Annotated in this window: 21 protein-coding genes and 1 riboswitch; of the genes, 19 read left to right on the top strand and 2 right to left on the bottom strand. The window is 41.5% G+C overall.

The genetic code is table 11. The annotated features are described in order from the left end of the window. Window positions 1–243 precede the first annotated feature (243 nt). The 5 genes from P343_RS29240 (at window position 244) to P343_RS29260 (ending at window position 4,866) form a co-directional block, all read left to right on the top strand. Window positions 244–1,500 (top strand): tetratricopeptide repeat protein, encoded by a 1,257-nt coding sequence (locus P343_RS29240; RefSeq protein ID WP_031263996.1) that lies wholly within the window; start codon window positions 244–246, stop codon window positions 1,498–1,500. Between the two features lie 54 nt (window positions 1,501–1,554). Further along, window positions 1,555–2,103, top strand: a complete 549-nt coding sequence (locus P343_RS29245; RefSeq protein WP_023510398.1) for a YpiB family protein — start codon at window positions 1,555–1,557, stop codon at window positions 2,101–2,103. Between the two features lie 158 nt (window positions 2,104–2,261). Further along, window positions 2,262–3,041, top strand: coding sequence for a sporulation protein YpjB (locus tag P343_RS29250; RefSeq protein WP_023510399.1), 780 nt, complete (start codon window positions 2,262–2,264; stop codon window positions 3,039–3,041). A gap of 192 nt (window positions 3,042–3,233) precedes the next feature. Further along, window positions 3,234–3,914 (top strand): zinc metallopeptidase, encoded by a 681-nt coding sequence (locus P343_RS29255; protein WP_023510400.1) that lies wholly within the window; start codon window positions 3,234–3,236, stop codon window positions 3,912–3,914. 409 nt (window positions 3,915–4,323) lie between these two features. Continuing rightward, a riboswitch (PreQ1 riboswitch) is annotated at window positions 4,324–4,372 on the top strand. A gap of 8 nt (window positions 4,373–4,380) precedes the next feature. Beyond that, window positions 4,381–4,866 carry a QueT transporter family protein gene (locus P343_RS29260; RefSeq protein ID WP_023510401.1) on the top strand — a complete coding sequence of 162 codons (486 nt, stop codon included), beginning with the start codon at window positions 4,381–4,383 and terminating at the stop codon, window positions 4,864–4,866. Window positions 4,867–4,905: 39 nt separating this feature from the next. Here P343_RS29260 and P343_RS29265 read toward each other — a convergent pair whose 3' ends face one another. Further along, the gene (locus P343_RS29265) at window positions 4,906–5,781 is read right to left on the bottom strand and encodes an alpha/beta hydrolase (protein WP_023510402.1); all 876 of its coding nucleotides are present in this window, start codon (window positions 5,779–5,781) and stop codon (window positions 4,906–4,908) included. Window positions 5,782–5,951: 170 nt separating this feature from the next. Here P343_RS29265 and P343_RS29270 point away from each other — a divergent pair, with 170 nt between their 5' ends. From P343_RS29270 to P343_RS29305, 8 genes are all read left to right on the top strand, one after another. Continuing rightward, window positions 5,952–6,833, top strand: a complete 882-nt coding sequence (locus tag P343_RS29270) for a 5'-3' exonuclease (RefSeq protein ID WP_422784812.1) — start codon at window positions 5,952–5,954, stop codon at window positions 6,831–6,833. Between the two features lie 261 nt (window positions 6,834–7,094). Further along, window positions 7,095–9,041 carry a 1,4-alpha-glucan branching protein GlgB gene (gene glgB / locus P343_RS29275; RefSeq protein WP_031263998.1) on the top strand — a complete coding sequence of 649 codons (1,947 nt, stop codon included), beginning with the start codon at window positions 7,095–7,097 and terminating at the stop codon, window positions 9,039–9,041. Window positions 9,042–9,090: 49 nt separating this feature from the next. Next, a complete protein-coding gene (gene glgA, locus P343_RS29280) occupies window positions 9,091–10,521 on the top strand; it encodes a glycogen synthase GlgA (protein WP_023510405.1) in 1,431 nt (476 codons plus the stop codon). Window positions 10,522–10,897: 376 nt separating this feature from the next. Next, window positions 10,898–12,043 carry a glucose-1-phosphate adenylyltransferase gene (locus P343_RS29285; protein WP_023510406.1) on the top strand — a complete coding sequence of 382 codons (1,146 nt, stop codon included), beginning with the start codon at window positions 10,898–10,900 and terminating at the stop codon, window positions 12,041–12,043. Next, window positions 12,030–13,262, top strand: a complete 1,233-nt coding sequence (gene glgD / locus P343_RS29290; protein ID WP_023510407.1) for a glucose-1-phosphate adenylyltransferase subunit GlgD — start codon at window positions 12,030–12,032, stop codon at window positions 13,260–13,262. Before P343_RS29285 ends, glgD begins: the two co-directional genes overlap by 14 nt. A gap of 265 nt (window positions 13,263–13,527) precedes the next feature. After that, entirely contained in the window at window positions 13,528–15,939 is a 2,412-nt protein-coding gene (locus tag P343_RS29295) for a glycogen/starch/alpha-glucan phosphorylase (protein WP_023510408.1), read from the top strand. Window positions 15,940–15,974: 35 nt separating this feature from the next. Further along, window positions 15,975–17,828, top strand: coding sequence for a glycoside hydrolase family 13 protein (locus P343_RS29300; RefSeq protein WP_023510409.1), 1,854 nt, complete (start codon window positions 15,975–15,977; stop codon window positions 17,826–17,828). Between the two features lie 251 nt (window positions 17,829–18,079). Next, window positions 18,080–19,000, top strand: coding sequence for a branched-chain amino acid transaminase (locus tag P343_RS29305; protein ID WP_023510410.1), 921 nt, complete (start codon window positions 18,080–18,082; stop codon window positions 18,998–19,000). 79 nt (window positions 19,001–19,079) lie between these two features. Here the strand turns inward: P343_RS29305 and P343_RS29310 are convergent, their stop codons facing one another. Then, entirely contained in the window at window positions 19,080–19,499 is a 420-nt protein-coding gene (locus tag P343_RS29310) for a DUF2871 domain-containing protein (protein WP_023510411.1), read from the bottom strand. A 148-nt stretch (window positions 19,500–19,647) separates the two neighbouring features. On the opposite strand from P343_RS29310, the gene P343_RS29315 reads away from it, so the two are divergent. The 6 genes from P343_RS29315 (at window position 19,648) to plsX (ending at window position 24,811) form a co-directional block, all read left to right on the top strand. Continuing rightward, window positions 19,648–20,547, top strand: coding sequence for an ABC transporter ATP-binding protein (locus P343_RS29315; protein WP_023510412.1), 900 nt, complete (start codon window positions 19,648–19,650; stop codon window positions 20,545–20,547). Beyond that, the gene (locus P343_RS29320) at window positions 20,540–21,784 is read left to right on the top strand and encodes an ABC transporter permease (RefSeq protein ID WP_023510413.1); all 1,245 of its coding nucleotides are present in this window, start codon (window positions 20,540–20,542) and stop codon (window positions 21,782–21,784) included. Before P343_RS29315 ends, P343_RS29320 begins: the two co-directional genes overlap by 8 nt. 344 nt (window positions 21,785–22,128) lie before the next feature. Next, the gene (locus tag P343_RS0118895; RefSeq protein ID WP_031264001.1) at window positions 22,129–22,458 is read left to right on the top strand and encodes a PadR family transcriptional regulator; all 330 of its coding nucleotides are present in this window, start codon (window positions 22,129–22,131) and stop codon (window positions 22,456–22,458) included. Next, window positions 22,455–22,877, top strand: coding sequence for a permease prefix domain 1-containing protein (locus P343_RS29325; protein ID WP_023510415.1), 423 nt, complete (start codon window positions 22,455–22,457; stop codon window positions 22,875–22,877). Before P343_RS0118895 ends, P343_RS29325 begins: the two co-directional genes overlap by 4 nt. Then, window positions 22,874–23,647 (top strand): hypothetical protein, encoded by a 774-nt coding sequence (locus tag P343_RS29330; protein WP_023510416.1) that lies wholly within the window; start codon window positions 22,874–22,876, stop codon window positions 23,645–23,647. The genes P343_RS29325 and P343_RS29330 overlap by 4 nt, the downstream gene beginning before the upstream one ends. A gap of 150 nt (window positions 23,648–23,797) precedes the next feature. Further along, window positions 23,798–24,811, top strand: a complete 1,014-nt coding sequence (gene plsX, locus P343_RS29335; RefSeq protein WP_023510417.1) for a phosphate acyltransferase PlsX — start codon at window positions 23,798–23,800, stop codon at window positions 24,809–24,811. Window positions 24,812–24,864: the final 53 nt, after the last annotated feature.

Below are 24,864 nucleotides of genomic sequence, written 5' to 3' on the forward strand. Positions count from 1 at the left end.
AGTTACTTTAACATTTTAATAGTGACAATCAGCCTTGCCTGTTATCACTGACGGCAAGGTTTTTTTCGTGATTTAATCTCCAAAATCAGTAGTTTGTTGATACGGGCTTAACAAAGGGTTATCACGTTCGGTGATTCATCTCATTTTATCAATGACAGTTGTCGTTCTTGAAGTTATCAGCTAAGTTGATTATGATGTCAAGAGAAGATGAATGTTCGGCTTATATTGGGAGGAATAGATGACATGCATGATTTAGAGACAGCAAACGCTTTACTTGAAAGTGGTCAGACCGATGAAGGAGTGAAAGTTCTTCAGGACATTCTGAAAAAGGGTGACGATCACGAACAGTTTGGCGTAGCATCCATCTATCAACAATTCGGTTTTCTTGATGAGGCAGAAAAGGTTTATGATGCATTGATCAAACGCTTTCCTAATGAAAGTGAACTCATTCTGCAGTTATCCGAATTGCTGATTGATAAAAATGAGGAATCACGCGCAATAAACTATTTGCAGCGCATCCATCCTTTGGATGAGAATTACCTGAGTGCTCAGGTAATGCTTGCGGATCTCTATCAAATGGAAGGTCTGAATGAAGTCGCTGAACATAAACTCATTGCCGCGCTTAAGCTTTCACCTCATCAACATGTGTTAATTCTCGCGCTTGGCGAGCTTTATCTGGCTACAGGCGAAGCAAGCAAGGCTGTTGACTGTTTGATGGAAGTTAAAGACGATCCAGAGCTTGTTGGTCAGAATATAAACCTGAAACTTGCAGAGGCTCTTAGCCTAAGCGGAAACTTTGAAGCGGCGCTTCAGGAATACGAAAAAGGACTGAAGCAGGAAAAAACTCTTGACGCACTGTTTGGTTATGCGGTAACGGCGATGCGTGTTCACGATCACAAGAAAGCAATAAAAGCTCTGGAAACATTAAAAAACATGGATCCTGGGTATAGTACACTTTATCATGTGCTGGCAGAGGCTTATGAACATGAAGGCCAGTTTGATCAAGCACTGGAAACAGTGGAAGCCGGACTTGAACAAGATGAATATAATGAGCGATTGTATGAGAGTGCCGGAAGATTAGCTGCTAAAACGCATCAGAATAAAAAAGCAGTCGAATATTTCAAAAAGTGCTTAGAACGAAATCCGGAAAACATGGCGGCTTTGACCCAACTTGTTGAATTATATGTACAGGATGAGGACTATGATACAGTTATCAGTCTTTTATCTACTTTAGAGATTGATGATCCAATGCTGCTCTGGTTCCTTGCCACAGCTTATAACCAAACCGATGAATTGACGAAAGCTGCAGAATTGTATGAAACTTGCCACCGACATTTTGCTTCTAATCCGGATTTTCTTCAGGAGTATGGTGAATTTCTAAGAGAGATTGGAAAAATGAAAGAGGGGCTCGTCTTGCTGGAGCAAGCGGCTAAGTTAAGTCCCGAAAATCAGGATCTTGCTGCATTTGTCGAACGAATCAGGCAGGATGAACACGAATGAACGGCGAATAACATAACTACCAAGATTTGATGGTTTTTGGGGAGGGATCGCAGGATGGAACAGATGGTATCAAATGTGCAGAAGAAAACGTTTCTTCGTTGGATTTTGGATCGTCATCTGCTGACTAACCGTGAAATAATCTGGCTGCTTCATTATTTGATGAGCAATGACCAACTACTGGGCATAATTCATATAGTTGATGATGTAGCGCGTTGCAATCGATTGATCACGATTGCAGCCCCCCGAAATGATGGGCTCGTTTTCCGTTATATAAAGGCTACTGTTGAAACAAATGATCCGGAAAAAGCGTTTCATGATTTGCGGATGAATCAGCAGGAAGATGTTTATCTGGAACTAGACATTGAAGCAGTACGTCGATCACCTATATATTTCTCTGTTTTGGAGGAGAACCCGAACAGCGCCATTGATGTTCATGAAAAATACGGCCATATGGCGGAGCATGCAACGAATGAAGCGGAGCGAATTTTCATCACGGAACGCTTGAATCAGGCGATCAATGAAGCACTTGATAATGGAGATGAAACATTATTTTATACGTTGACTAAGCAGTTGAATGAGGTAAAGAAGAATAATCTCAAATAACTAGCTCTGTCAATACCAAATGTTATTAATTACAGTGTTGCATATATTTGTTCTCAAATCCCACGTTATAATCAAGTAATTTATGGCAAATAGCGGCCGGTCTACTCTTGTCCTTCTTTTCATATAGTTTCATCAAGGAGTAAAAGGGAGGACAAACGATGAAAGCCAAGCTATTTGCCATTTTATTCTGCTTTATTCTTTTTTTAGTGTTCCCTGCACAAGGATATGCAGAAAATAACCGGAATGTCGTGAAAGATCAAGCTGAGAATCTGGTGAATCTGTCTGACCGGGTGTTCCAGTATACAGATGCGAATCAAGATACAGCAGCAGCCAGTCTTATTAATGAACTGGACAAACAATGGAATACTGCTGCACCGTACTATTCGGAGAGAGACAAGCACGTTGTGGATGCTGCGATGATAAAGCTAAAGCTATTGCTGAATTCCGATGGAGATCAAAGTGAGAAGGTTGATGCGGCGGTCTCACTTCGTCTGTGTTTTGACGCGTTGCAATCGGACGGTCAACCTCTATGGAAAAGTCTGCATTCAGAAGTGCTTTCTCCAGTGATTAAGATGAAAAATGCGCTGAAAGATAAAGATAACGATCGCTTTCAAAGTACATTAAATCATTTTCTGGATGAGTACGCAATGATCTATCCTGCAATGATGATTGACGGTCAGCCGGATGCGATCAATCTTGTGGATAAACGAATCACCAGTTTCACGGATAAACGGCTGCTCGATGTGAAAGCAAGCTCGAGAATACGCCAGCTTAACTCGATTGAAACTGAACTAAATCAAGTGTTTGAACAAGCATCGAATCAACAAGAAGATCTGATAACACTTGCGGCGATTATTGGAGGCCTCGTTCTATCAGTGCTTGCGTACGCTTCCTGGAGAAGATTTTTGGCTGAACGTGTGCGCAGAAGAACACGGTAAAACAAAAAAATATTTTCTTGAAATTTTGACAAAAATACGAAGTTTGACTAAACTTGACTATATAGGAGACTGTTCGAGAATAGGTTAATGGCCAGACGAACACAATATGCCTTATTAGCATGGGCATATCATTCAGAGTCATTTTCTTTGAACTTGAACATTTTCAATATGAGCAGTCTTGGAGGAATGTGCATGATCCAATACCTGATTTATTTGGCCGTGTTAATGCTGATCCCTCTTTGGGCGCAAATGCGAGTTCGTTCTACGTATTCACAGTATTCAGAGGTCAGTAATTCAACCGGAATGAACGGTGCCCAGACAGCAAGGAAGATTCTGGATGCCAATGGTTTGTATGATGTTACCGTGAAGGAAGTGGCAGGGTCATTAACCGACCACTATGATCCACGGGACAAATCTGTGAATTTGTCAACTGATATTTATCACGGCGCCTCAATTGCCGGAACTGCTGTCGCGGCGCACGAAGTCGGTCACGCGATTCAGGATGCGAATGATTATACATTCATGCGTGTCAGGAGCGCTCTTGTTCCTGTTGCCAACCTTGGATCAAATCTTTCTTACATTCTGATCATTGCAGGTATGTTGTTTGGTGCCTTGCAGCTTGCAACGCTTGGCGTGATTTTTTTCGCGGCAGCCGTACTGTTTCAATTGGTGACACTGCCTGTTGAATTTGACGCATCCGGTCGTGCTTTAAAACAAATTGTGTCACTTGGTATTGTTCAGGATGATGAACAAAAATTGGCCAGAAAAGTGCTCTCTGCAGCAGCCATGACCTATGTTGCTGCAGCTTTAGTATCGGTGATGGAACTTGTTCGTTTTATCCTGATGATTACAATGTCCAATCGTGAAGAATAAGGTAAGCCCAAAAAGAAGAACGATCAAAAAACCGTTTTCCGTAATAGGGGAGCGGTTTTTTTCACAAGATAAGAAAGTGTATAAAATTTTGAATGAATTCAGAATTCATATCAGCGGCGTAATGCGGAAAAAATTCTGATTCAAACACGAAAGTGCGAGACGCCTGCGGAGCGATCCCGTTGATCGCAGACCAAAGGGAACCCGCAGATGCTAAGTTGATCGAGGAGGCTCCCGGACTGCCCGCGGCAAGCGAGCAGCTGAAGTGTCATTCAAGCACAAGATTCATGATTCAAAGCCGCATATAGAGTGACAGGAATGGACCAGGCGTAACCTGGTTTTTCTAACAGTGTAAAGAAAATAAATTGACAAAAATTCTTTTTAGATTACAATAAAATAGTTTGAGCATACTGCTTACGTGGTTCGAAACCATCCCACGTTTATCAAAAAACTAAGGAGGAGTTTTTTAATGAAACTCAGATCGCTTGCGGTCAATGCCATTTTAGCGGCGCTGTATATTGTGCTGACTTTCTTCCTTCAGCCCATCAGTTTTTCGGCTATTCAATTCCGGATCGCAGAGATGCTTAATCATCTCATTGTTTTTAATAAGAAATATTTTTGGGGAATCATTTGCGGTGTCTTTATTGGCAATCTATTCTTTTCGCCAATGCTTCCTTATGACTTGATTTTTGGTACGGGGCAATCGGTGCTTGCTTTATTGATCACGATGTTTGTATCGAAGTTTGTCACAAATATCTGGGCTCGGATGATAATCAATACGGGGATTTTTACGGTCACCATGTGTATTATAGCCTGGGAATTGGCGATCGTATTCCATATGCCGTTCCTGTGGACTTGGCTGACTGTCGCGATTGGCGAGTGCGCAGTAATGCTCGTTGGCGCGCCGATCATGTATGCAATCAATCGTCGTGTCTCGTTTGAAAAATTGATATAAGTCAGAAAGAAATAAAAAAAGCATCCGCGGATGCTTTTTTTATTTTGGACTGATATGCCACAAGAAACCGGCGATCAGCCGGTCCACCTGAGGGTTTTCATGGAGCTGGCTATGTTGGGCACTTGGCCCGTAAACGATCTTCTCAGAGTAATGGGCCCGATTAAAGAAGTAGCGTCCAAAAAATGCACTCTGCAGCGGCACGACACCGTCGCCTTCTTGTGGATTATGTATTTCACCAGCTATCGCAAGGACAACCAAATCCTTCGGAAGACGTTTTCGATTCTGATAGAGTGAGCTTCTTTGTTTTAATTCGTCTATAGTATAATCCGCTTCATTCTGCGGGCCATTGATCCAATCAAACGGTGCTGCTATGGCTACATATTTCTCAACCTTTGGGTATTTATCCGGGTGATCAATCTGTTCTAGATAGCAAGTAAACGCCTTTCCACCCATTGAATGGGAAACAACATTCACACGCTTGATGCCCTCTTCTTTTTTGAGCGTACGAAAGACATTGATTAACCAACTCGCCTGTTTCTCCATTGATTCATGGTTATCCATAAACAATACTTGAATTAAAGGTATTTTTTCGTTGGTTAGTTTGCCGGAAATAGTAATCGCTCCATTTGGCGCAACTTTGACAACCATCCCCCGTTGCGGGCCATCGTAATTGCTTGATAATCGCTGAAACATGGTGCGGAATGAACGTTCAGAACCCTTCCACCCATGTATAAAAACAGTTGGGATGTGCTGCTTTGAATGATCCTCTATCTTACTCTCATGCTCTGCAGACGTAATCGGTTCGATCCTGGTTTTACTCACCTTATCTCCATGCACCCTGCCGAAGAATAGGTAAGAAGAGATCGCAATAAGCACGACGGCACCAAAAAGGATGAGCATTCGTTTTGTTTTCATTTAATAACACTCCAAATTAAGTGAATGTTATTAGCATAGCGCAAAAAGAACATCTTTAAAACTGTTTCTTGCTCCTATAAGTTAAAAACGTTCATGGTATAATGAAGTAAGATTACATGAAGAGGGGCGTTTTTTTGGCAAACCAACCGCAACTATTGCTTGTGGACGGTATGGCTTTGCTGTTTCGAGCATTTTATGCGACAGCGCCATCCGGCCAGTTTATGTTTAACGACCAAGGTATCCCTACAAATGGTGTACAAGGCTTTCTTCGGCATCTTCTGCTTGCGATTGAGAACAGGAAGCCAACGCATGTCGCAGTATGTTGGGATATGGGGAATAAAACGTTTCGCCACAAGCTATTTGACGGCTACAAGGCGAACCGCTCGGCACCACCAGTGGAAATGGTCCCTCAATTCGATTTAGCAAAAGAAATGATTGATGCCTTTGGGATTCCTAATATAGGTGTAGCCGGCTTTGAGGCAGATGATTGCATCGGCACACTAGCAAAACATGCGCAGCAAGAAGCCGATATATCAATTGTAACCGGAGACAGAGATCTGCTGCAGTTACTGGATCAGCGGATTAATGTGGACCTGCTCCAGAAAGGTTACGGAAACTATCGCAGTTATACGGAACAAGCTTTTTGTCAGCATTATGGCGTGTCACCACAACAATTTATTGATGTTAAAGCATTAATGGGTGATTCTAGTGACGGCTACCCAGGTGTGCATGGAATTGGTGAAAAAACAGCTATGAAACTGATTAAGCAATTCGGAAGCATCGAGTTGATGCTCGACAATCTGGAGCTGCTTCCAAAAGGACAGAAAATGAAGATCAGCACAGATTTAGACATGCTTCACTTATCGCGCAAACTCGCCAAAATTAATTGTCATGCACCGGTGACGCTAAATTTTGACGAAGCGTCTTATCAAGGCGTCCAAGATTCATTTGTAGAGAAAGTTAATACACTTGGAATGAAACTTGTGAAGTACGATCTTGTTCAGTTGCGCTGGAAACAAATGGAGCTTGATCATTCTGGCAGCGGTATGTAAAATCAATGGTAATAAGTATAAAACGGTTTCAAAAAGAAGACAGTCTTTTTTAGAGAAAGACTGCCTTTTTTTAGAATAAACTATTTATATTTTCTCTATTTTGACACAATAAGACGAATTTCGGTGAAGGATTTCCACGATTTCCGTTGAATCTTTTAATAAAAGAAGTATGATAAAAAAATAAATAACTTTGAAGAAAACAAAACTTAAGTGAAATAGAATTTGTTGCCAGTGATTACATTAAAAAAAGGACGTGGCGCAATGTTGACCGTAGAAAATAAGCCGCAATGGTCTCCAAATGATGTTGATCTGTATTTATTTCACGAAGGCACGCTTTATGAGGGTTACAAAGTTTTTGGTGCTCATTTTGATCAGGTTGAGGGAAAAGATGGCTTTCGTTTTACTGTATGGGCACCCAATGCACTGTCGGTTTCTGTTGTCGGTGACTTCAACGACTGGGATACCGGGACACATGTAATGACTCGGATCAAGCAATCTGGAGTATGGACAAGCTTTATCAAAGGTATCGGTATTGGCGAACGTTACAAATACGCAATCAAAACACCTTCAGGTACGGTGGTTTTGAAAGCTGATCCCTATGCGATTTATGCCGAAACGAGACCGAACACCGCTTCACTGACATTCAGGACCGATCAGTACCTTTGGAAGGACAGCAAGTGGATGAAAAAGAGAGAGAAGAGGGATGATTATCATCAGCCATTAGCTATTTATGAATGCCATCTAGGTTCCTGGAAAAAGAAAGAAGACGGTAAATTATTCACTTACAGAGAACTGGCGGACGAGCTCGTTGATTATGTTGTTGAAAACGATTTTACTCATATAGAACTTATGCCGATTATGGAGCATCCTTATGACCGTTCATGGGGCTATCAAATCACCGGATATTTTGCGCCGACAAGCCGATTCGGCAGCCCTGAGGACTTCATGTATTTTGTTGATACTTGCCATGCACGGGGTATCGGTGTCATCTTAGATTGGACACCTGCACATTTTTGCAGAGATACTCATGGCCTTGGAAAATTCGACGGCACTCCCCTCTATGAGCCTAATGATCCTAAGCTGGCTGATCGGCCGCAGTGGGGTACGTACAATTTTGATTTCAGCAAGAATGAAGTTGTTAGTTTCTTAATATCAAACGCACGCTACTGGATGGACGTGTATCACGTTGAAGGATTTAGAATCGATGCAGTATCTTCGATGATTTATCTGAATCACAATGGCGATCTTCCACTTGACGTAAAGAATAAGTTTGGCGGCTACGAGAATCTGGAAGCTATTGATTTCATAAAAAAGTTGAATGAGGCCGTTTTCAGCCGGTACCCTTCAGCATTAATGATTGCCGAGGAGGCTACCGATTATCCAATGGTTTCTGGACCGACAGATGCCGGCGGTCTTGGCTTTAATTATAAGTGGAACATGGGTTGGGTCCATGACATTCTCCGTTATATGAAACTCGACCCTTCTGACAGGCGTTATCACCACAATTTAATTACGTTCTCGATGCTCTATGCTTATTCGGAAAACTTTATTTTGTCTTTTTCACATGATGAACTTGTATATGGTAAACGATCATTGCTTAATAAGATGCCTGGCGATGAATGGCAGCGATTTGCGAATCTGCGGGTACTGTACGGTTATTTTATGACTCATCCTGGAAAGAAATTGCTTTTCATGGGTAGTGAATTTGCTCAGTTTGATGAGTGGAAAGATCTTGAACAATTAGATTGGAAATTGCTTGATTTTCCGACACACAAGGCGTTTCATCATTATTCAGTTGCGTTCAACCATTTCTATCAGGAAACCTCCTGCTTGTGGCGTCTCGATCATGAGGGGGAAGGATTTGAGTGGATAGACGCCGACAATTCAAATCAAAGTATTATTAGCTTTATAAGAAAAGGAAAACGAAAAGGTGACTATTGCATTGTTGTTTGCAACTTCACTCCAACGGTTTATCACAAGTTTAAGCTTGGCGTGCCTGCCAACGGCAACTATCTTGAAATGTTTAACAGTGATGCCGAGGCGTTTGGTGGTTCCGGACAATGCAACCGTGAGCCGCTGGCTTCGATTGACGAGCCTTACCACAATCAGCCGCACAGTGTGGAAATAACTGTTCCGCCACTGGGTATCAGTGTGCTTATGAAAGAGACAAAAAAAAGAAAATTAAGTGAGCCTTATGATCAAGTGTAACCGAAAAAATGTTGAAAATGCTGTTTTCCAATGAAAAGGGGAGAGAGAGATGAATGTCTTGTTTGCCGCGTCTGAATGTGTTCCGTTTATAAAAACGGGGGGACTCGGCGATGTTGTCGGTGCATTACCGAAAGCATTGCAGAAAGAGAATGTACGGGTAAGCGTGGTGCTTCCAAAATATCAAGATCTCAATCATTTGTTTACCGATCGGATGACATTCATCAAATATATATTTGTGCCTGTTGGCTGGAGACGCCAGTATTGCGGACTTTTTATGCTGGAAGAAGCAGGGGTTCATTACTATTTTCTTGATAATGAATATTATTTCAAACGATCCGGCTGTTATGGTTATGACGATGACGGCGAACGCTTTGCTTTCTTTTCTCGCGCTGTTTTGGAAATACTGCCGCATTTGGCAGAAAAACCGGATGTGATTCACTGTCATGATTGGCAGACAGGACCAATTAGCGTAATGCTTAAAGCACATTTTCGTAGCCAAGTTTTTTATGAGAACATACGAACGGTATTTACCATCCATAACCTGAGGTATCAAGGCGTGTTCCCAAGAACTGTTTTGGGCGATCTGCTTGGACTTGATGACCACTATTTCCATCAAGACGGGCTTGAATTCTATGGGAATGTGAGTTATATGAAAGCCGGGCTTGCCTATTCAGATTTGTTGACAACAGTCAGCAAAAGCTATGCGAATGAAATACAAATGCCTTACTACGGAGAAAATCTGGATGGTTTCCTCCGTTGGAATAGTGCTAAACTTCACGGTATTGTCAACGGTATTGACAACGAACTATATAATCCTGAAACAGATAAGCAATTGTTTTCGACCTATAGTACTTCTGATGGAAAGCTCGAAAACAAAAGGCGTTTGCAGGAATACTTACATTTACCTGTGAAACCAGATGTTCCGATAATTGCAATGATTACCCGCTTGACCAGTCAGAAGGGCATTGATTTAGTGCTTCGCGTTTTTCATGAAATCATGAATCTGGGCGTTCAGTTTGTACTGCTTGGGACCGGAGAAAGAAATGATGAAGAAACTTTCCGTTGGCTAGCCGGACAATACCCGGACGCTGCATCAGCAAATATCTTCTTTGATGACGGACTTGCCAGAAAAATTTATGCCGGTTCAGATTTGTTTTTAATGCCTTCAAGCTTTGAGCCGTGCGGAATCGGTCAACTACTGGCGATGCGCTATGGAAGCCTGCCGATTGTTCGCGAAACAGGGGGTCTGAAAGATACAGTGCTCTCTTATAATGAGTTCACCGATGAAGGAAATGGATTCAGTTTTACGAATTACAATGCCCACGACATGCTTTTCACAATTAAGCGGGCTGTTCACTTATTTAAGGGCAATAAAGAAAAATGGAGGCAGCTTGTTGAAAGTGCAATGAAATTAGATTTCGGATGGGAGCAATCGGCTAAAGATTACTTGGAATTGTATCGTTCACTTCTGAAAAATTAATGCCAAATTTTAATATATAAAAATTCAGAAATTAATCAATAAAAAGCTCCGAAATCACTTAAATCTGTTATATAATAGTTATGGGGAATATGAATAACTACTCATAACAGACCAGAGAAGTCAAGGAGAGCATGAGGTACTTTTAGGTACCTAAAAAAATTTTTTTTGCTGCTTTAAAAGGCTTGTCATTATTGTTGAAACAGTAAAAGTAAGCGGTTACATTTATCTGTCTCGGTTATTTTTCGTTTTATTTAATCTGCACGATCTTTCTGAATATGTTTTTACGTTCCTTTTCATACGATAGAGTATAGAACTTATTGAGCGAGTGAAGGAGGTGTGAGGAAGAGGGTGGTCTCCCATTCTTTTTCCAGAGAAAATGAAAAATGAAATGATCGCAATGATTTTGGCAGGTGGCCAAGGCTCCCGTTTAGGAAAGTTGACGAGAACAATTGCTAAACCGGCAGTTCCTTTTGGTGGAAAGTACAGAATTATAGATTTTTCGTTAAGTAATTGCTCAAATTCAGGCATTCGAACAATTGGTGTCGTGACTCAGTATCAACCGCTTGAGCTGAACAGTCATATTGGCAACGGTTCACACTGGGGACTTGACCATAAGGACGGTGGAGTCACCATTCTGCAGCCGCATTCAAGTCTTGACGGCGAAAAGTGGTTTGAAGGGACCGCTCACGCAATTTACCAAAATATCAGCTATATTGACAGCCATAACCCAACCTATTTGCTCATTCTTTCCGGTGATCATATTTATAAAATGGATTATGAGCATATGCTTCATTTTCATAAGAGGAAAAAGGCGACAGCAACGGTTGCGGTGATTCATGTGCCGTTAGAGGAAGCCTCTCGATTTGGCATTATGAATACGGACAATACGGATCGAATTATTGACTTCGAAGAAAAACCTGCGAAGCCAAAAAGCAATCTAGCTTCAATGGGTATTTATATTTTTACATGGGAAGTTCTCCGTCGTTATTTAACAGAGAGTCATGCGACAGGACAAAATATGGATGATTTTGGGAAAAATGTCATTCCATCATTCTTGGCAAACGGTGAAAATGTTTTTGCTTACTCCTTCAATGGATACTGGAAAGACGTCGGTACAATTGAAAGTCTTTGGGAAGCAAATATGGCTTTTATAAATCCGGATCATGAATTAAATATTCGTGACAAAAGCTGGCGTATTTATTCCAAAAATCCTGTCGCACCACCACATTATTTGGCGACAGGTGCAAAAGTTAAGGAATCGTTGATTGTTGATGGTTGCTATATTTCCGGAGAAATCAATCACTCTATTATTTCACAAAATGTAAAGATTGGCGCTAACAGTGTCATCAAAGACTCAATCGTGATGGCGAACACGGTGATCGGAAAGAATGTCACAATAGACCGGGCCATTGTTGGCGAACATGCGGTATTCGCCGATAACGCACAGGTCGTGGGTGATAAGTCAATTGAAGTTGTTGGATACAATGAAATTGTGGGAGGGTTGAATGATGAGGAGGAATAAAATTTGCGGAATACTCAACATAACGGAATCGAGGTTGGCCACCTATCCATTGACAATGAATAGACCAGTTGCAAGTTTGCCTTTTTGCAGCAGATATCGTTTGATTGACTTTCCGTTAACTAATTTAACCACAGCGGGTGTCGAAACGATCGGCATCTTTACCCACGATAACTTGCGCTCAATCTACGATCACGTTCGCAGCGGCAAGGAATGGGGGTTGGACAGTATTCACGGAGGACTCTTCTTCTTCTCCGAGCCGAGTTTGGATTCCGGACGCGGAAATCAAGGTGGACTGAACCTTGAAGGAGATATTTATAACTACTTCAATAACATTGAGTTCTTTGAGAAATCCGAATCTGAGTATACCGTCATCATGGGCACACGCATGCTATGTAATGTGGATGTTCAGGCAATATTGCGCAATCATATTGAGCAAGGTGCGGATATTACCGTTGTCTATAAATCAGTGGATCAATTTGACGACGGTGATCAACATGTCTCTTGTCTTACAATTGATGAGGATGGCCGCGTGCGTGGATTAAAATCTTGCGAACTGCATAAAAATGCAGGAAAGATGTTTATTAACATGGAAATATATATTATGAAGACCCGTTTACTGACGAAATTGATACGCAATGTTGTGGCTGAGAATGAACATTGCAATTTAAACGATGTGCTTCACAAAGCAATTGTTAATTTGCCTTCAAATGGATTTGAATATACCGGATATTTGAAGACGATCAATTCAGTAGGCGCTTATTATCAGGCCAACATGGATATGCTTCAGGATTCAAACTTAACGGCGTTGTTAAAGGGAAGCCAGACTATTCATACGAAAGTGAAAAATGAGGCGCCAACCTATTATGCCCGTTCATCGGAAGTTGAGGACTCACTCGTAGCTAACGGGTGCTTGATTTATGGTGAAGTTGCGCATTCGGTTGTATTTCGTAATGTTACCATTGAAAAGAATACAGTAGTCAATAGTTCAGTCATTATGCAGGGAAGTTCAATTGGAAGCGGTGCGGAATTGCATTATGTCATTCTTGATAAACAAGTCCGGATTGAACCGAATACGAAGTTGATCGGAACAAAGAATAAGCCTATTGTCATTGAGAAGAATTCGGTGATCAGCCGTATTTCCGAAGACAGTCAATCTCCTGAGATCCGTACTGCCAACCAAGGCAATGATAGAGAAAATTACAACACATTATTTTCATAAAATAATTTAATGGCAGGTGCGGCTTATAAATCCCACGTTTCTCGGCAATGATTGTTTCATAGCTGGCCATTAACGCTGCGTCCGCCAATCATCAAGAAGCAACACATCAGAAACAGCCGGACAAGAATGATAATGCCTTACCGCAACTTGGTTAACAATACGTGCGAGTAAGGGCAGTTCTTTCTCGGCTGTTTTTGACTACCATTTTTCGCTTCCGACAAATTAATAGAAGAACTAATATCTATGGACTAAGGATGGTAACTATATGGATCTCTCAAAACGAAAATTCAAAGAAGATTTTAAGAAAATGTTGACAGAAGTATATTCAATGGACATCTCTGAATCAGAGACAACCGAGCAATACGTCACTCTGGGAAATCTTATCCGTTCCTATTCGTCCAAGAATTGGGGACGGACGAATCAAAGGTACATTGAAAAGAAAAAGAAGCAGGCTTATTATTTTTCTATGGAATTCCTGCTTGGCAGAATGCTGAAGAGCAATTTACTGAATTTGGGAATTCTGGACACTGTTCGCGATGGGTTACGTGATCTGGGCATTGATCTTGAGGAAATTGCGCAAATTGAACCGGATCCAGGTTTGGGTAATGGTGGTCTTGGCCGTTTGGCAGCATGTTTTATAGACTCTATGGCGACAAGTGAAATCCCTGCGCATGGTAACGGGATTCGTTTTAAATACGGTTTGTTTAAGCAAAAATTTGTGAATGGCTATCAAGTCGAGCTTCCTGAGAATTGGTTGCAGAACGGTAATGTGTGGGAAACAAGAAAAATGCATGCAGCGGTCAATGTACGCTTTTACGGGAAAGTGTGGCTGGAGCAAACGTCGGCAGGAGTCCTTGAACCTCACTATGAAGATACTCAGGAGGTACTTGCCGTACCTTATGACACCCCAGTGGTAGGTTTCAACAATGATGTAATTAATACTCTTCGGCTTTGGTCTGCAGAGGTGCCTCCGCAGGATGACATCACGGATTATTGGTCCTATATTCATCAGAGAAATCAGATAGAAAGTATTTCTGAAGTTCTTTATCCGGATGATTCAAATTATGAAGGCCGTTTGCTGCGTTTGAAGCAAGAGTACTTTTTTGTTTCTGCGGGTATCCAGAGCATCATTCGGCATTATAAGAAAATGGATTTGTCTATGAATCATTTAGCGGAAAAAGTCGCGATCCACATCAATGATACGCATCCTGCGCTTTGTGTACCTGAGCTTATGCGCATTTTGCTGGATGAGGAAAAAATGGACTGGGAACATGCTTGGAATGTGACTGTTAACGTAATGAGCTATACCAATCATACCATTATGTCTGAGGCACTTGAAAAATGGCCGATTGAGATGATCAGCACCCTGCTTCCACGTATCTACCAGATCATATGTGAAATTGATCGCCGTTTTACAATGAAAATGAGCACGCTATTTGAGCGTGAAATTGTTGAAAGAACACGAATTATCGAAGGTGGCCATGTCAAAATGGCTCATATGGCAATTATTGGAAGCCACAGTGTTAACGGAGTAGCTCAGCTGCACACAACCATTCTTAAAGAAAAGGTTTTACACGACTTTTTTCTTGTCTATCCATCAAAGTTCAATAATAAGACGAATGGGATTACACAACGCCGCTGGCTGATGCTCGCCAATGAGCCGCTGTGTGATTTAATAAATCGTAAAATTGGCAACGAATGGGAAACAACTCCAACAGAATTAAAGATGCTGAAGGCATTCAGAGATGATGAGAAAACATTGCTCGAACTTGCTCAGATTAAACGGCTTAATAAGGAACGTTTTGCGGAGCATATAAAAAAAACTATGGATCTAACCATTAATCCAGATGCCATATTTGATGTTCAGATCAAAAGACTTCATGCATATAAACGGCAATTATTGAATCTGCTCCATATTTTAAGCCTGTATTTTCAGCTGAAAGATGATCCACAGGCGGATATTCATCCACGTGTGTTTATCTTTGGTGCGAAAGCGGCGCCAAGTTATACTTATGCCAAACAAATTATTAAGCTAATCAACTCAGTGGCAGATCTGATCAATCATGATGCGGCAATCGCTGATAAACTGAAAATCGTGTTTGTTGAAAACTATGGAGTATCTCTAGCAGAAAAGATCATTCCCGCTGCCGATGTCAGCGAACAAATATCGCTTGCTTCAAAAGAAGCATCGGGAACGAGTAACATGAAGTTGATGCTTAACGGTGCGATTACATTGGCGACACTTGACGGTGCCAATGTTGAAATCAGAGACCGGGTAGGCGAGAAGAACATTGTAATTTTCGGATTGCGTGAAGATGAAGTCTATCAATACTATCATGATGGAAGTTATCAATCACGAAGTTATTACGAAAACAATCCGGTGCTGCACCGCGTGTTGAACGGATTAATTGATGGAACAATTCCAGGTGCAGAAGCAGAAGGAAGATCAGTTTTCGACTCACTCGTGCAATATGGAGATGAGTATTTTGTCCTGAGAGATTTTGAAGCGTATGCGGATGCACAGAAACATATTGATCAATTGTACAGAGATACGCTGCAATGGCAAAAAATGGCATTGATCAATATCGCAGGAGCAGGCGTTTTTTCATCAGATTATACGGTGCAACAATATGCGAGTCAAATATGGGATGTCTCTTCAAAAGTACGGAACATCTGAATGTTTGTTCTCCTTGAGGAAGAGGGAGTTGCTTCATGACGTTTCCAGATATTTATTTTAATTCATGGTCTGAAACATATAGGCGTCCTTTCGGCGCGGTCAGAATCGGTAACAGTGTCTATTTTTCGATTAAGGTTGACGGAGTAAATATTTTAGCCGTTGATTTAATGATCCAAAAGGACGGCGAACAAATAAAAGCGTTGAATATGCTGCCGTCTTCCGAAAAAGAGCATTTCTATTATTTGAAATTTACAACTGAAGGGAACTGCGGTCTCTATTTCTATCATTTTAAGGTGACATATAGGGATGAACAGCAGGAGAAAACACTGTATTATGCAAAGGCTGAAGATAATTATGGTGGAGTAGGACGTATCCTTTATGATTCTGCACGCGTTGAACAATATCAGATCACATGTTTTGACCACCAGGACCCAGCTCCTGACTGGTATTTGGATGGTGTTATTTACCATGTTTTTGTCGATCGTTTTAATAACGGTAATCATCACAAAATGGTTTTAAATCCTAAAAAAAATTCATTTTTATACGCCACAGAGGATGACCTCCCCTATTACATTCGTGATAACAAAGGAGACATTGTCCGCTGGGATTTTTATGGCGGAAACTTAAACGGGATCATTGCCAGATTAAACGATCTCTATAAGTTAGGTGTGACGATCCTATACCTCAGTCCAATTTTTGAGGCAAGCAGCAATCATAAATATGATACTGGCAATTATTTGCGTATTGATCCGATGTTTGGTGATCAAAAAACCTTTGATAGACTCATTGCAAAAACGCGTCGCTTAGGGATGCATGTTATTCTGGACGGTGTCTTTAATCACGTCGGAGCTGATAGCATTTATTTTAATCGGTTTGGAAACTATGGAAACGGCGGCGCTTATTTGGATCCTGGCTCTCCCTATTGCGATTGGTTTACGTTTCACGGTGACCATGATCATTACAATTGCTGGTGGAATATCGATGATTTGCCGACAGTTAATAAAGAAAAGAAAAGCTATCGTGATTTTATCTATGAATCGGAAGACAGTGTCATCAATACCTGGTCTGCCACTGGAATTGGCGGATGGAGACTTGACGTGGCGGATGAGCTGAGTGATGACTTTATTGAAGGGATTCGCCATACACTGGATCAGCACATAGAAAAAGGAGAACGTAAAGTGCTGATTGGCGAAGTTTGGGAGGATGCTTCTAATAAAATTGCTTACGGGAAAAGGCATCATTACCTCGAAGGTGGCATGCTTCATGGCGTGATGAATTATCCTTTCAGATCGATCATTATTGATTTACTCATTGGGAAACAAAACGCCCGTCAGGTTGCGCGTGCAAGCTTCACATTGAGATCCAATTATCCACAGGATGCTTTTTTTGCAAATATGAACAATATCGGCACGCATGATACAGAGCGGATCCTAACGATGCTTGGCGATGATGAGAAGAAAGTACTGCTGGCGATATGGATGTTGATGACGTTGCCGGGGGTTCCGTGTGTATACTATGGCGATGAGGCTGGAGTCGCTGGAGGAAAGGATCCTGATAATCGCCGGTTTTATCCATGGGGAAAAGAAAACCAATCAATCCTAGCTGCATTCCGATCAGCCATTCAGACCCGAAGACAAGATGAAAATCTTCAAAAAGGTTTATTCTACCCTTTTTCAATCGGCAATTTATTCGGCTTTCTCCGTTTTCAAACTAAAGCTGATTATACTGCGATTATTTTTAACCCGTCCAATGAAACAACTAATGTCGATCTGTCTCAATGTATTGATGAGACAGAGGGTGAGTTGATCGGAAATAGTCTGAAGGATTTATCATTTGATGGGGAGCAAATTGCGGCTTGGGACTTTTCTATTAAAAAACTCAAAGAATAAGCATATGAAAATTAACGGACAATCTATTGGATCATCGGAGATTGAATCAAAGCGAAGCTAAAGTCTTTTTAAGTATCAATTCTTCCACAAAATATTTCATTTTTAGAAAATATCTCTAGTTATTTATGTTATTATATACGTACACAAAAAAAGGCAGAAGATTCGAGAGAATTGTTTGGGCTTTATACTTAAGCCCATTGCAGTTAGACTGAATCTTCTGTTGATATCAGAAACACAAGGAGGAGTTTGCAGTGTCAGAGAATTATGTGTTTTACCAGGGAGAACTTGTTAAGGAGGACGATGTAAAGATCAGCGTCCGCAGCAAGGCTTTTAATTATGGCCTCGGTGTATTCGAAGGCATCCGCGCGTACTGGGATGACAAGAATGAACAACTGTATGCATTTAAACTGAAAGATCATTACGAAAGGCTTAAGCAATCTGCGAAGACGGTTAACCTGGATTTTGATCTCTCTGTTGAAGATCTGTGTAAAGGTACAGTTGAACTTCTGAAAAAGAACAATTGCCGTCAAACCACTTATCTTCGCCCAATCGTTTATAATGATTCACAGGATATCGGACCAACTCTTGATAATGCCGATGTCAAGGTTGTTATCTACACACAACCACTGAATAAATATGCTGGAAAATCCGAACTGAGTGTAGGCGTTACCTCATGGCGTCGTCTGTCGGATAACCAACTTCCACCACGTACTAAAGCAACTGCTGCTTACCTCAACTCCGCACTAGCTGCACTGGAAACAAAACGTGCAGGCTTCGATGAAGCGATCTTCCTAACTGACGCGAATCATGTATGTGAAGGCTCTGGTGAAAATATCTTCCTATTTAAGAAGGGCAAACTCGTTACCCCATCAACTTCGGACAACATCCTCGAAGGTATTACCCGTGAACTTGTTATCAAGCTTGCACAGGAAGAATTAGGTCTTGAAGTTGTTGAACGCAGTGTGTCCAGAACGGAACTGTATGCAGCTGATGAAGTCTTCTTCAGCGGTACCGCAATGGAAGTAACGCCGGTAGTTGAAGTTGACCACCGCACGGTTGGCACCGGTCATGAAGGTGAAGTATGCAAGAAAATCAAAGAACTGTTCTTCGGATTGACACTTGGACAAAATCCAAAATATGTTGAAGATTGCACACCGGTTTACGACAAATAATTGAATTTGCCTACTAGACAATAGGCAATACAAAAAGGAGAGGGCAACCTCTCCTTTTTTGCGTTGAAAATATAGGATATCATGAATTTTCCGAGGGCTTAGGAAATAATGCGTCCTTTAAAATAATGAAGAAGAGAACAAGGCCAATTGACAGAATAATATGCCCCATACCTGCCATTCCGGCAATCGCCGGTCCTGATGATGCCCCAAGAACATCGCGAGTACCATGAATGACCATCAGTGTGACGGTCCAAATCACGCCAACATTATAAGTCCAAAAGAACATTGGAAACAGCTTGTTATTTGTGAATGAAAAGAGTTTTTCCATCACGATTAAAATTAAAAAGAAAAACATGCCGAGAATAAGCAAATGTGTGTGCAAAAGAGATAACATGGTCGTTCCATGGAACGACATCGCTTTTGTCAGTTCTCGATAGTAGATTCCGGACAGAAGTCCCGTAATCATATAGATCAATGCTGCAAAATAAAGTTTTTTCATGAATCAGTCCTCCATAAGTATGTATAACTCTCTACTATTATAGCTTGTAGATAAGAAAAGGATAGGGATTGCGTCGATCATGCAGACATTGATAGAATAAAATAGAATCGAAGTGTAATGGTACCAGACCAAAGAAATGAGGGGAAACATGACACTGACCATAGATCATCTAACAAAAAAGTTTCAGTCATTCACTGCAGTGAATGATCTTCAGTTCACAGCTGAGAAAGGCGAAATATTCGGATTGATCGGCCAAAATGGTGCCGGCAAAACAACGACGTTTCGGATGATCCTAAATTTACTGACGCCAACAACCGGCTTGATAAAATGGGATGATAAACCGGTTCATGCACTTGACCGTGACAGAATTGGCTATCTTCCGGAAGAAAGAGGTTTGTATCCGAAAATGCCTGTTGAAGAACAGTTGCTGTTTTTTGGAAAATTAAGGGGGAAGTCAACCCGTGAGTTGAAAACGGATATTCAGTACTGGCTTGATCGTTTTGAGTTGACCGATAAGCGGAAATCACTTACAGAAACGCTCTCTAAAGGGAACCAGCAAAAAGTTCAACTAATTGCTAGTCTGATTCATAAACCGCGGTTATTAATTCTTGATGAGCCGTTCAGCGGCCTAGATCCCGTGAACGCGTCATTGTTAAAAGATGCGATCCTGGAACTGAAACAACATGGAACAGCGATCATTTTCTCAAGTCATCGAATGGACCATGTTGAAGAATTGTGTGATCATATCTGTTTGCTGAAGCACGGCACTTCTTTATTTTCTGGAGCGATTGTTAATCTAAAACGTCAGTATGGGAAAATTAATTTAACCTTACGCGGTAATTTTACAGAAGAAGACTTGTCTAAACTACCCGGTGTTGTTTCCGTTTCTAAAGAAAAAGAAATGTACCGCCTGCTGCTTGGCCGTGAAGAGGACGCACAACCGATCTTTAAGACAGTGACTAAGAATGGGTTTATTGAACGTTTCAGCCTTGATTACTTATCGCTGGAGGAATTATTTAAGCGAAAGGTGGCGGGAGACCATGTCTAAATTTGCATTGCTCTTTTCTCAATCCTACATAAGCAAATTAAAAGCAAAATCTTTCTATATTACGACGATCATAATGTTATTGGCAGTATTTGGCTTCTTTATGTGGCCGACAATAAGCAGTTGGTTCTCTTCAGCAGACAAGCCATTGAAAATTCTCGTCATTGATCAAACGAAAGCGGATGCCGGTACCTATTTTAAAAGTGGAAAAAGGTTAGTCTTCAAATCGTCTTCTGATATGCCTGAGCAAGCCGGAAAACAGATCCTGAAGGGGAAAGCAGATGCTGCTCTCGTGCTTAATATGAAAAAAGAAGGCGGGTTGAATGCTGAACTACGCACGAAGAAGCCGTTACAGCTGAACGATCAGCAACTACTGGAACAAGATGTTCAATCGGCAAGCCAGTTGTTTACGATTCAACAGTTGAAACTCACACCGGTGCAGGCAGCACGAATTATGAATCAAAGTATTAACCTCAAACAAAAAGTGATCGCGCCTTCGGCAGATAAAGGAAAAACAAGTAAGGAAAAAACGACTGCAACGTTAGTTTCGTACGCTATAGCTTTCATCATTTATATTTTTGTATTATCTTATCTGTCGATTATCTCCTCGGAAATTGCTGCAGAGAAAGATTCGAGAATTATGGAAATCATTATATCCAGTTCGTCACCTGTTGTACATTTACTTTCAAGAGTCGCTGGAGTGCTTGCCCTGGCAATGACTCAATTTGCCGTCATGATCGGTGCCGCACTCTTGATGGCCCACTACTTTCAAGAAGGAAAATACTGGGATCTCCTGGGTGGTATCTTTTCAACACTATCTGCAGGATATGTTATTTTCGCTATACTCTTTTTCTTCCTGGCTTGTGTGCTCTACACACTGATTGGAGCAGTGCTCGGATCACTGGTGAATAAAGTGCAAGATGTCGGCCAAGCGATTATGCCAGTCACTTTTCTCTTAATGATTGGTTTTTTTGTCGCTATCAGTGGGATGAGCAATCCGGATACCTTGATTATTAAGATCTTTTCATATATTCCGTTTACTGCTTCGATGATCATGCCGATGCGTATCGGGGCAACCGATATGGGTCTGTGGGAGGCTTTTCTATCAATTGCAATTCTTATTCTAACAGTGATTGGTATGTTTGTATTTAGCTTGCGCTTTTACCGAGGATCAGTACTTACATATACCAATGGTTCCTTTATCACTAAAATAAAGCAAGCGATTCTGCTGTCAAGATAAAGCTTTGGTGTTGAATTGTAAAGAAGGTAGGGTTCATCTTAGCGATGTAATGCTCGGAAAAAATTCTGATTCAAACACGGAAGCGCGAGACGCCTGCGGGACTGCCATTGTTGATGCGAGCCAAGTGAGACCCCGCAGATGACTGCTTGTTTGAGGAGGCTCACGGATCGCTCGCGGCAAGTGAGCAGTTAAGCACAAGATAGATGATTCAAAGCCGCATATAGAGTGAGAGTAAAGGATCAGGCGTAGCCTGGTCTTTCTTAATTACTTTGACAGATAGAGTAATTGATGCTATTATTACTATATCAGATAGAGTAATGAATTGATGGAAATGGGGTGGTCCTATTCGCAGCGATATTCTAAGAGGTCATTTAGACTCGATTATACTTCGCCTGCTAAAAGACGAGGATTCTTACGGGTATGAACTTTCGAAGAAAATCAGCCAGCAGACTGATGGACGATTTGAAATAAAAGAAGCCACACTCTATGCTGTTTTTCAAAGATTGGAAAAAAAGCAATTGATTGAATCGTATTATGGGGAACGGTCGCATGGCGGGAAGAGAAAATACTATCGGATCACCGCACTAGGGAAAGCATATTTTCATGAAATGGTCAAAGAATGGCGAGAGGTCAAAGAAATTATGGATCTATTTATGGAGGAGATTGGTGAATGAAGCGTTTGACAGCCTACATTAATAAACTTTTTGAAGATCTGCCGGAGAGCGATCAAACAAAGAAAGTTAAGGAAGAGATTATCCGTGATTTAGAAGAAAAAGTGGCTGATTTAGTCGAAGAAGGCAAATCACAGGAAGATGCAATTAATAAAGTCATTGTCGAATTTGGAGATATCGAGGAAATAAAGCAAGAAATGGATTTGCCGAAATATCCGGACAACCGCAAGAAGGAACTCGCACGCCTAAGTCTGGAATACTCTTTATGGGGAAGCGGTCTGATCATCGCATTAGTAGTATTTATCAATTTTTATTACACGCCGCATGTCATCTGGTTTATTTATCCGGCATTCGCTGTCGCATGGTGGCCGCTCTCCATGTTCTATTATTTACATCGAAAAAAACTGGAGGGGAAAGGATGAGTAGAGCACTGCGCGAATTTATTGCAATGGGCTGCATCATGACCGGCATCTTCCTCCTAGGTGTCAATCTATTTACAGGTATTGCGAGCTTCTGGGCTATTTATCCTGCTGCTTCACTACTCTGCCCACTAGCTTGGTTGCTGACTGCAGATAAGAAAAAAGGATCAATCATCGCTTCAGGTTTATTTTTGGCGTTTTGTATCATACAGAATATAGTGGAGACTCCAGATTACTTCTGGTTTGTTTACCTCTTGCCAATTGCTGTTTCTTGGCCGCTTATCGTCTGCTTGGGAAAGGCTGCTCTAAAACGCTCTTTTTCATATCTAGTCAGCTTTTCATTGATTAGTTATTATGTGCTGCTGAATATTTATTTCGAACCAAGATTTCTCTGGTGCATTTTCCCTATTTTTACCTTGTTGTGGTGGCCGCTCTGTACAACATTCGGACGCTATCCGCGACGGTTTTCTGTATTGAGCGCTGGTTTGATCATTGTTTTCTTTGTAATTGTAAATCGTATCTCTTCACCAGAAGTTTTTTGGGCTATACATCCAATTTTTGCTGTCCTTTGGTGGCCGATCAGTATGTATTTGGCAAAAAAACCATTCTATTATTCAGCTGTAGGGGCAGGATTGACAATTCTTTATTTTTCCTTAGTAAATTTTATGACATCACCTCAGCAACTGTGGGCGGTGTACCCTGCGTTCGCTGTTTTCTGGTGGCCGCTGTCCGTGTACTATTTTGTCAGCCGTCCAGCACGATTCAGTCACTGAGATCCATAAGCATCTTTTTTGAAACATAGTTTGGACAGAAGACGTAATAAGTGATAAAGTGAATCGAGAATCAATGAAAACAATGAACAAAACGATACACTGAGTTGCTGAACAGAAGGGCAAGTTGTTTATTCAAAGGAGAGAATAAAAATGAGGTTAGCGATTGATGCAATGGGTGGAGATCATGCACCGGAGGCAATGGTAGAGGGCACGCTGAAGGCGTTAAAGGAGTTTCCGGAACTGCAGGTCACGCTTGTAGGCGATCGGGAGAAGCTGGTAACTTTGATTGGTGATCAGGATCGAATTGACATTCTGCACACAACTGAGAAAATCGAAGGTACAGATGCACCGGTTCAGGCCGTACGGCGGAAAAAACAGGCATCAATGGTTTTGGCCGTCCAAGAAGTACGAGAAAAGCGATGTGCGGCAGCTATTTCGGCAGGCAATACCGGTGCTCTAATGGCTTCAGGATTATTTGGCGTCGGGCGGATTAAAGGTATTGATCGACCGGCACTTGCACCAACACTGCCAACAATCCATCAAAATAAAGGCTTTTTATTCCTTGATGTTGGTGCAAATGCGGAAACGAAGCCGGAAAACATGCTTCAGTATGCGATTATGGGAGCAATCTATGCTGAGAAGGTTATGCATCGACCAAACCCGCGCATCGGCCTGTTGAACATCGGTGAAGAACCCGGTAAGGGCAATGAACTTGTGAAAGAGGCTTACAAACTGTTGAGCAGCGCTCCAATTAATTTTGTAGGTAATGTTGAGTCGCGCGAATTGCTCGAAGGACCGGCTGACGTCATTGTTGCCGATGGCTTTTCAGGAAACATGGTGCTTAAAAGTATTGAAGGAACAGCGATGTCACTGATGAAGCTCCTCAAAGAAACACTTGGCAGCTCCTTGTATACAAAAGTACTGACTGGTCTAATGTATGGAAAGCTTAAATCCATCAAGAATCATATGGATACATCTGCTTACGGAGGAGCTCTGCTCTTCGGGCTCGCTGCACCGATTATCAAAGTGCATGGTGCGGCTAAAAGTGAAGCAGTTTACACGGCAATCAAGCAAGCACAGCTGCTCATCGAAGAGGATGTTGTCGGAACAATCGAAAAAACGTTTCATGACAAACAATACGACTGGATGAACAGTAAAGCTTAATGAAATATATGAAAAACTCGGGTGCTGAGACCCGAGTTTTTTTGTTTCCTTTA

It is taken from the genome of Sporolactobacillus laevolacticus DSM 442, from assembly GCF_000497245.1.
GTDB classification, from domain to species: domain Bacteria; phylum Bacillota; class Bacilli; order Bacillales; family Sporolactobacillaceae; genus Sporolactobacillus; species Sporolactobacillus laevolacticus.

Coding starts and splice junctions, on each gene's coding strand:
- P343_RS29240 (WP_031263996.1), top strand. CDS start 244: ATGCATGATTTAGAGACAGCAAACGCTTTACTTGAAAGTGGTCAGACC.
- P343_RS29245 (WP_023510398.1), top strand. CDS start 1,555: ATGGAACAGATGGTATCAAATGTGCAGAAGAAAACGTTTCTTCGTTGG.
- P343_RS29250 (WP_023510399.1), top strand. CDS start 2,262: ATGAAAGCCAAGCTATTTGCCATTTTATTCTGCTTTATTCTTTTTTTA.
- P343_RS29255 (WP_023510400.1), top strand. CDS start 3,234: ATGATCCAATACCTGATTTATTTGGCCGTGTTAATGCTGATCCCTCTT.
- P343_RS29260 (WP_023510401.1), top strand. CDS start 4,381: ATGAAACTCAGATCGCTTGCGGTCAATGCCATTTTAGCGGCGCTGTAT.
- P343_RS29265 (WP_023510402.1), bottom strand. CDS start 5,781: ATGAAAACAAAACGAATGCTCATCCTTTTTGGTGCCGTCGTGCTTATT.
- P343_RS29270 (WP_422784812.1), top strand. CDS start 5,952: ATGGCTTTGCTGTTTCGAGCATTTTATGCGACAGCGCCATCCGGCCAG.
- glgB (WP_031263998.1), top strand. CDS start 7,095: ATGTTGACCGTAGAAAATAAGCCGCAATGGTCTCCAAATGATGTTGAT.
- glgA (WP_023510405.1), top strand. CDS start 9,091: ATGAATGTCTTGTTTGCCGCGTCTGAATGTGTTCCGTTTATAAAAACG.
- P343_RS29285 (WP_023510406.1), top strand. CDS start 10,898: ATGAAAAATGAAATGATCGCAATGATTTTGGCAGGTGGCCAAGGCTCC.
- glgD (WP_023510407.1), top strand. CDS start 12,030: ATGAGGAGGAATAAAATTTGCGGAATACTCAACATAACGGAATCGAGG.
- P343_RS29295 (WP_023510408.1), top strand. CDS start 13,528: ATGGATCTCTCAAAACGAAAATTCAAAGAAGATTTTAAGAAAATGTTG.
- P343_RS29300 (WP_023510409.1), top strand. CDS start 15,975: ATGACGTTTCCAGATATTTATTTTAATTCATGGTCTGAAACATATAGG.
- P343_RS29310 (WP_023510411.1), bottom strand. CDS start 19,499: ATGAAAAAACTTTATTTTGCAGCATTGATCTATATGATTACGGGACTT.
- P343_RS29315 (WP_023510412.1), top strand. CDS start 19,648: ATGACACTGACCATAGATCATCTAACAAAAAAGTTTCAGTCATTCACT.
- P343_RS29320 (WP_023510413.1), top strand. CDS start 20,540: ATGTCTAAATTTGCATTGCTCTTTTCTCAATCCTACATAAGCAAATTA.
- P343_RS29325 (WP_023510415.1), top strand. CDS start 22,455: ATGAAGCGTTTGACAGCCTACATTAATAAACTTTTTGAAGATCTGCCG.
- P343_RS29330 (WP_023510416.1), top strand. CDS start 22,874: ATGAGTAGAGCACTGCGCGAATTTATTGCAATGGGCTGCATCATGACC.
- plsX (WP_023510417.1), top strand. CDS start 23,798: ATGAGGTTAGCGATTGATGCAATGGGTGGAGATCATGCACCGGAGGCA.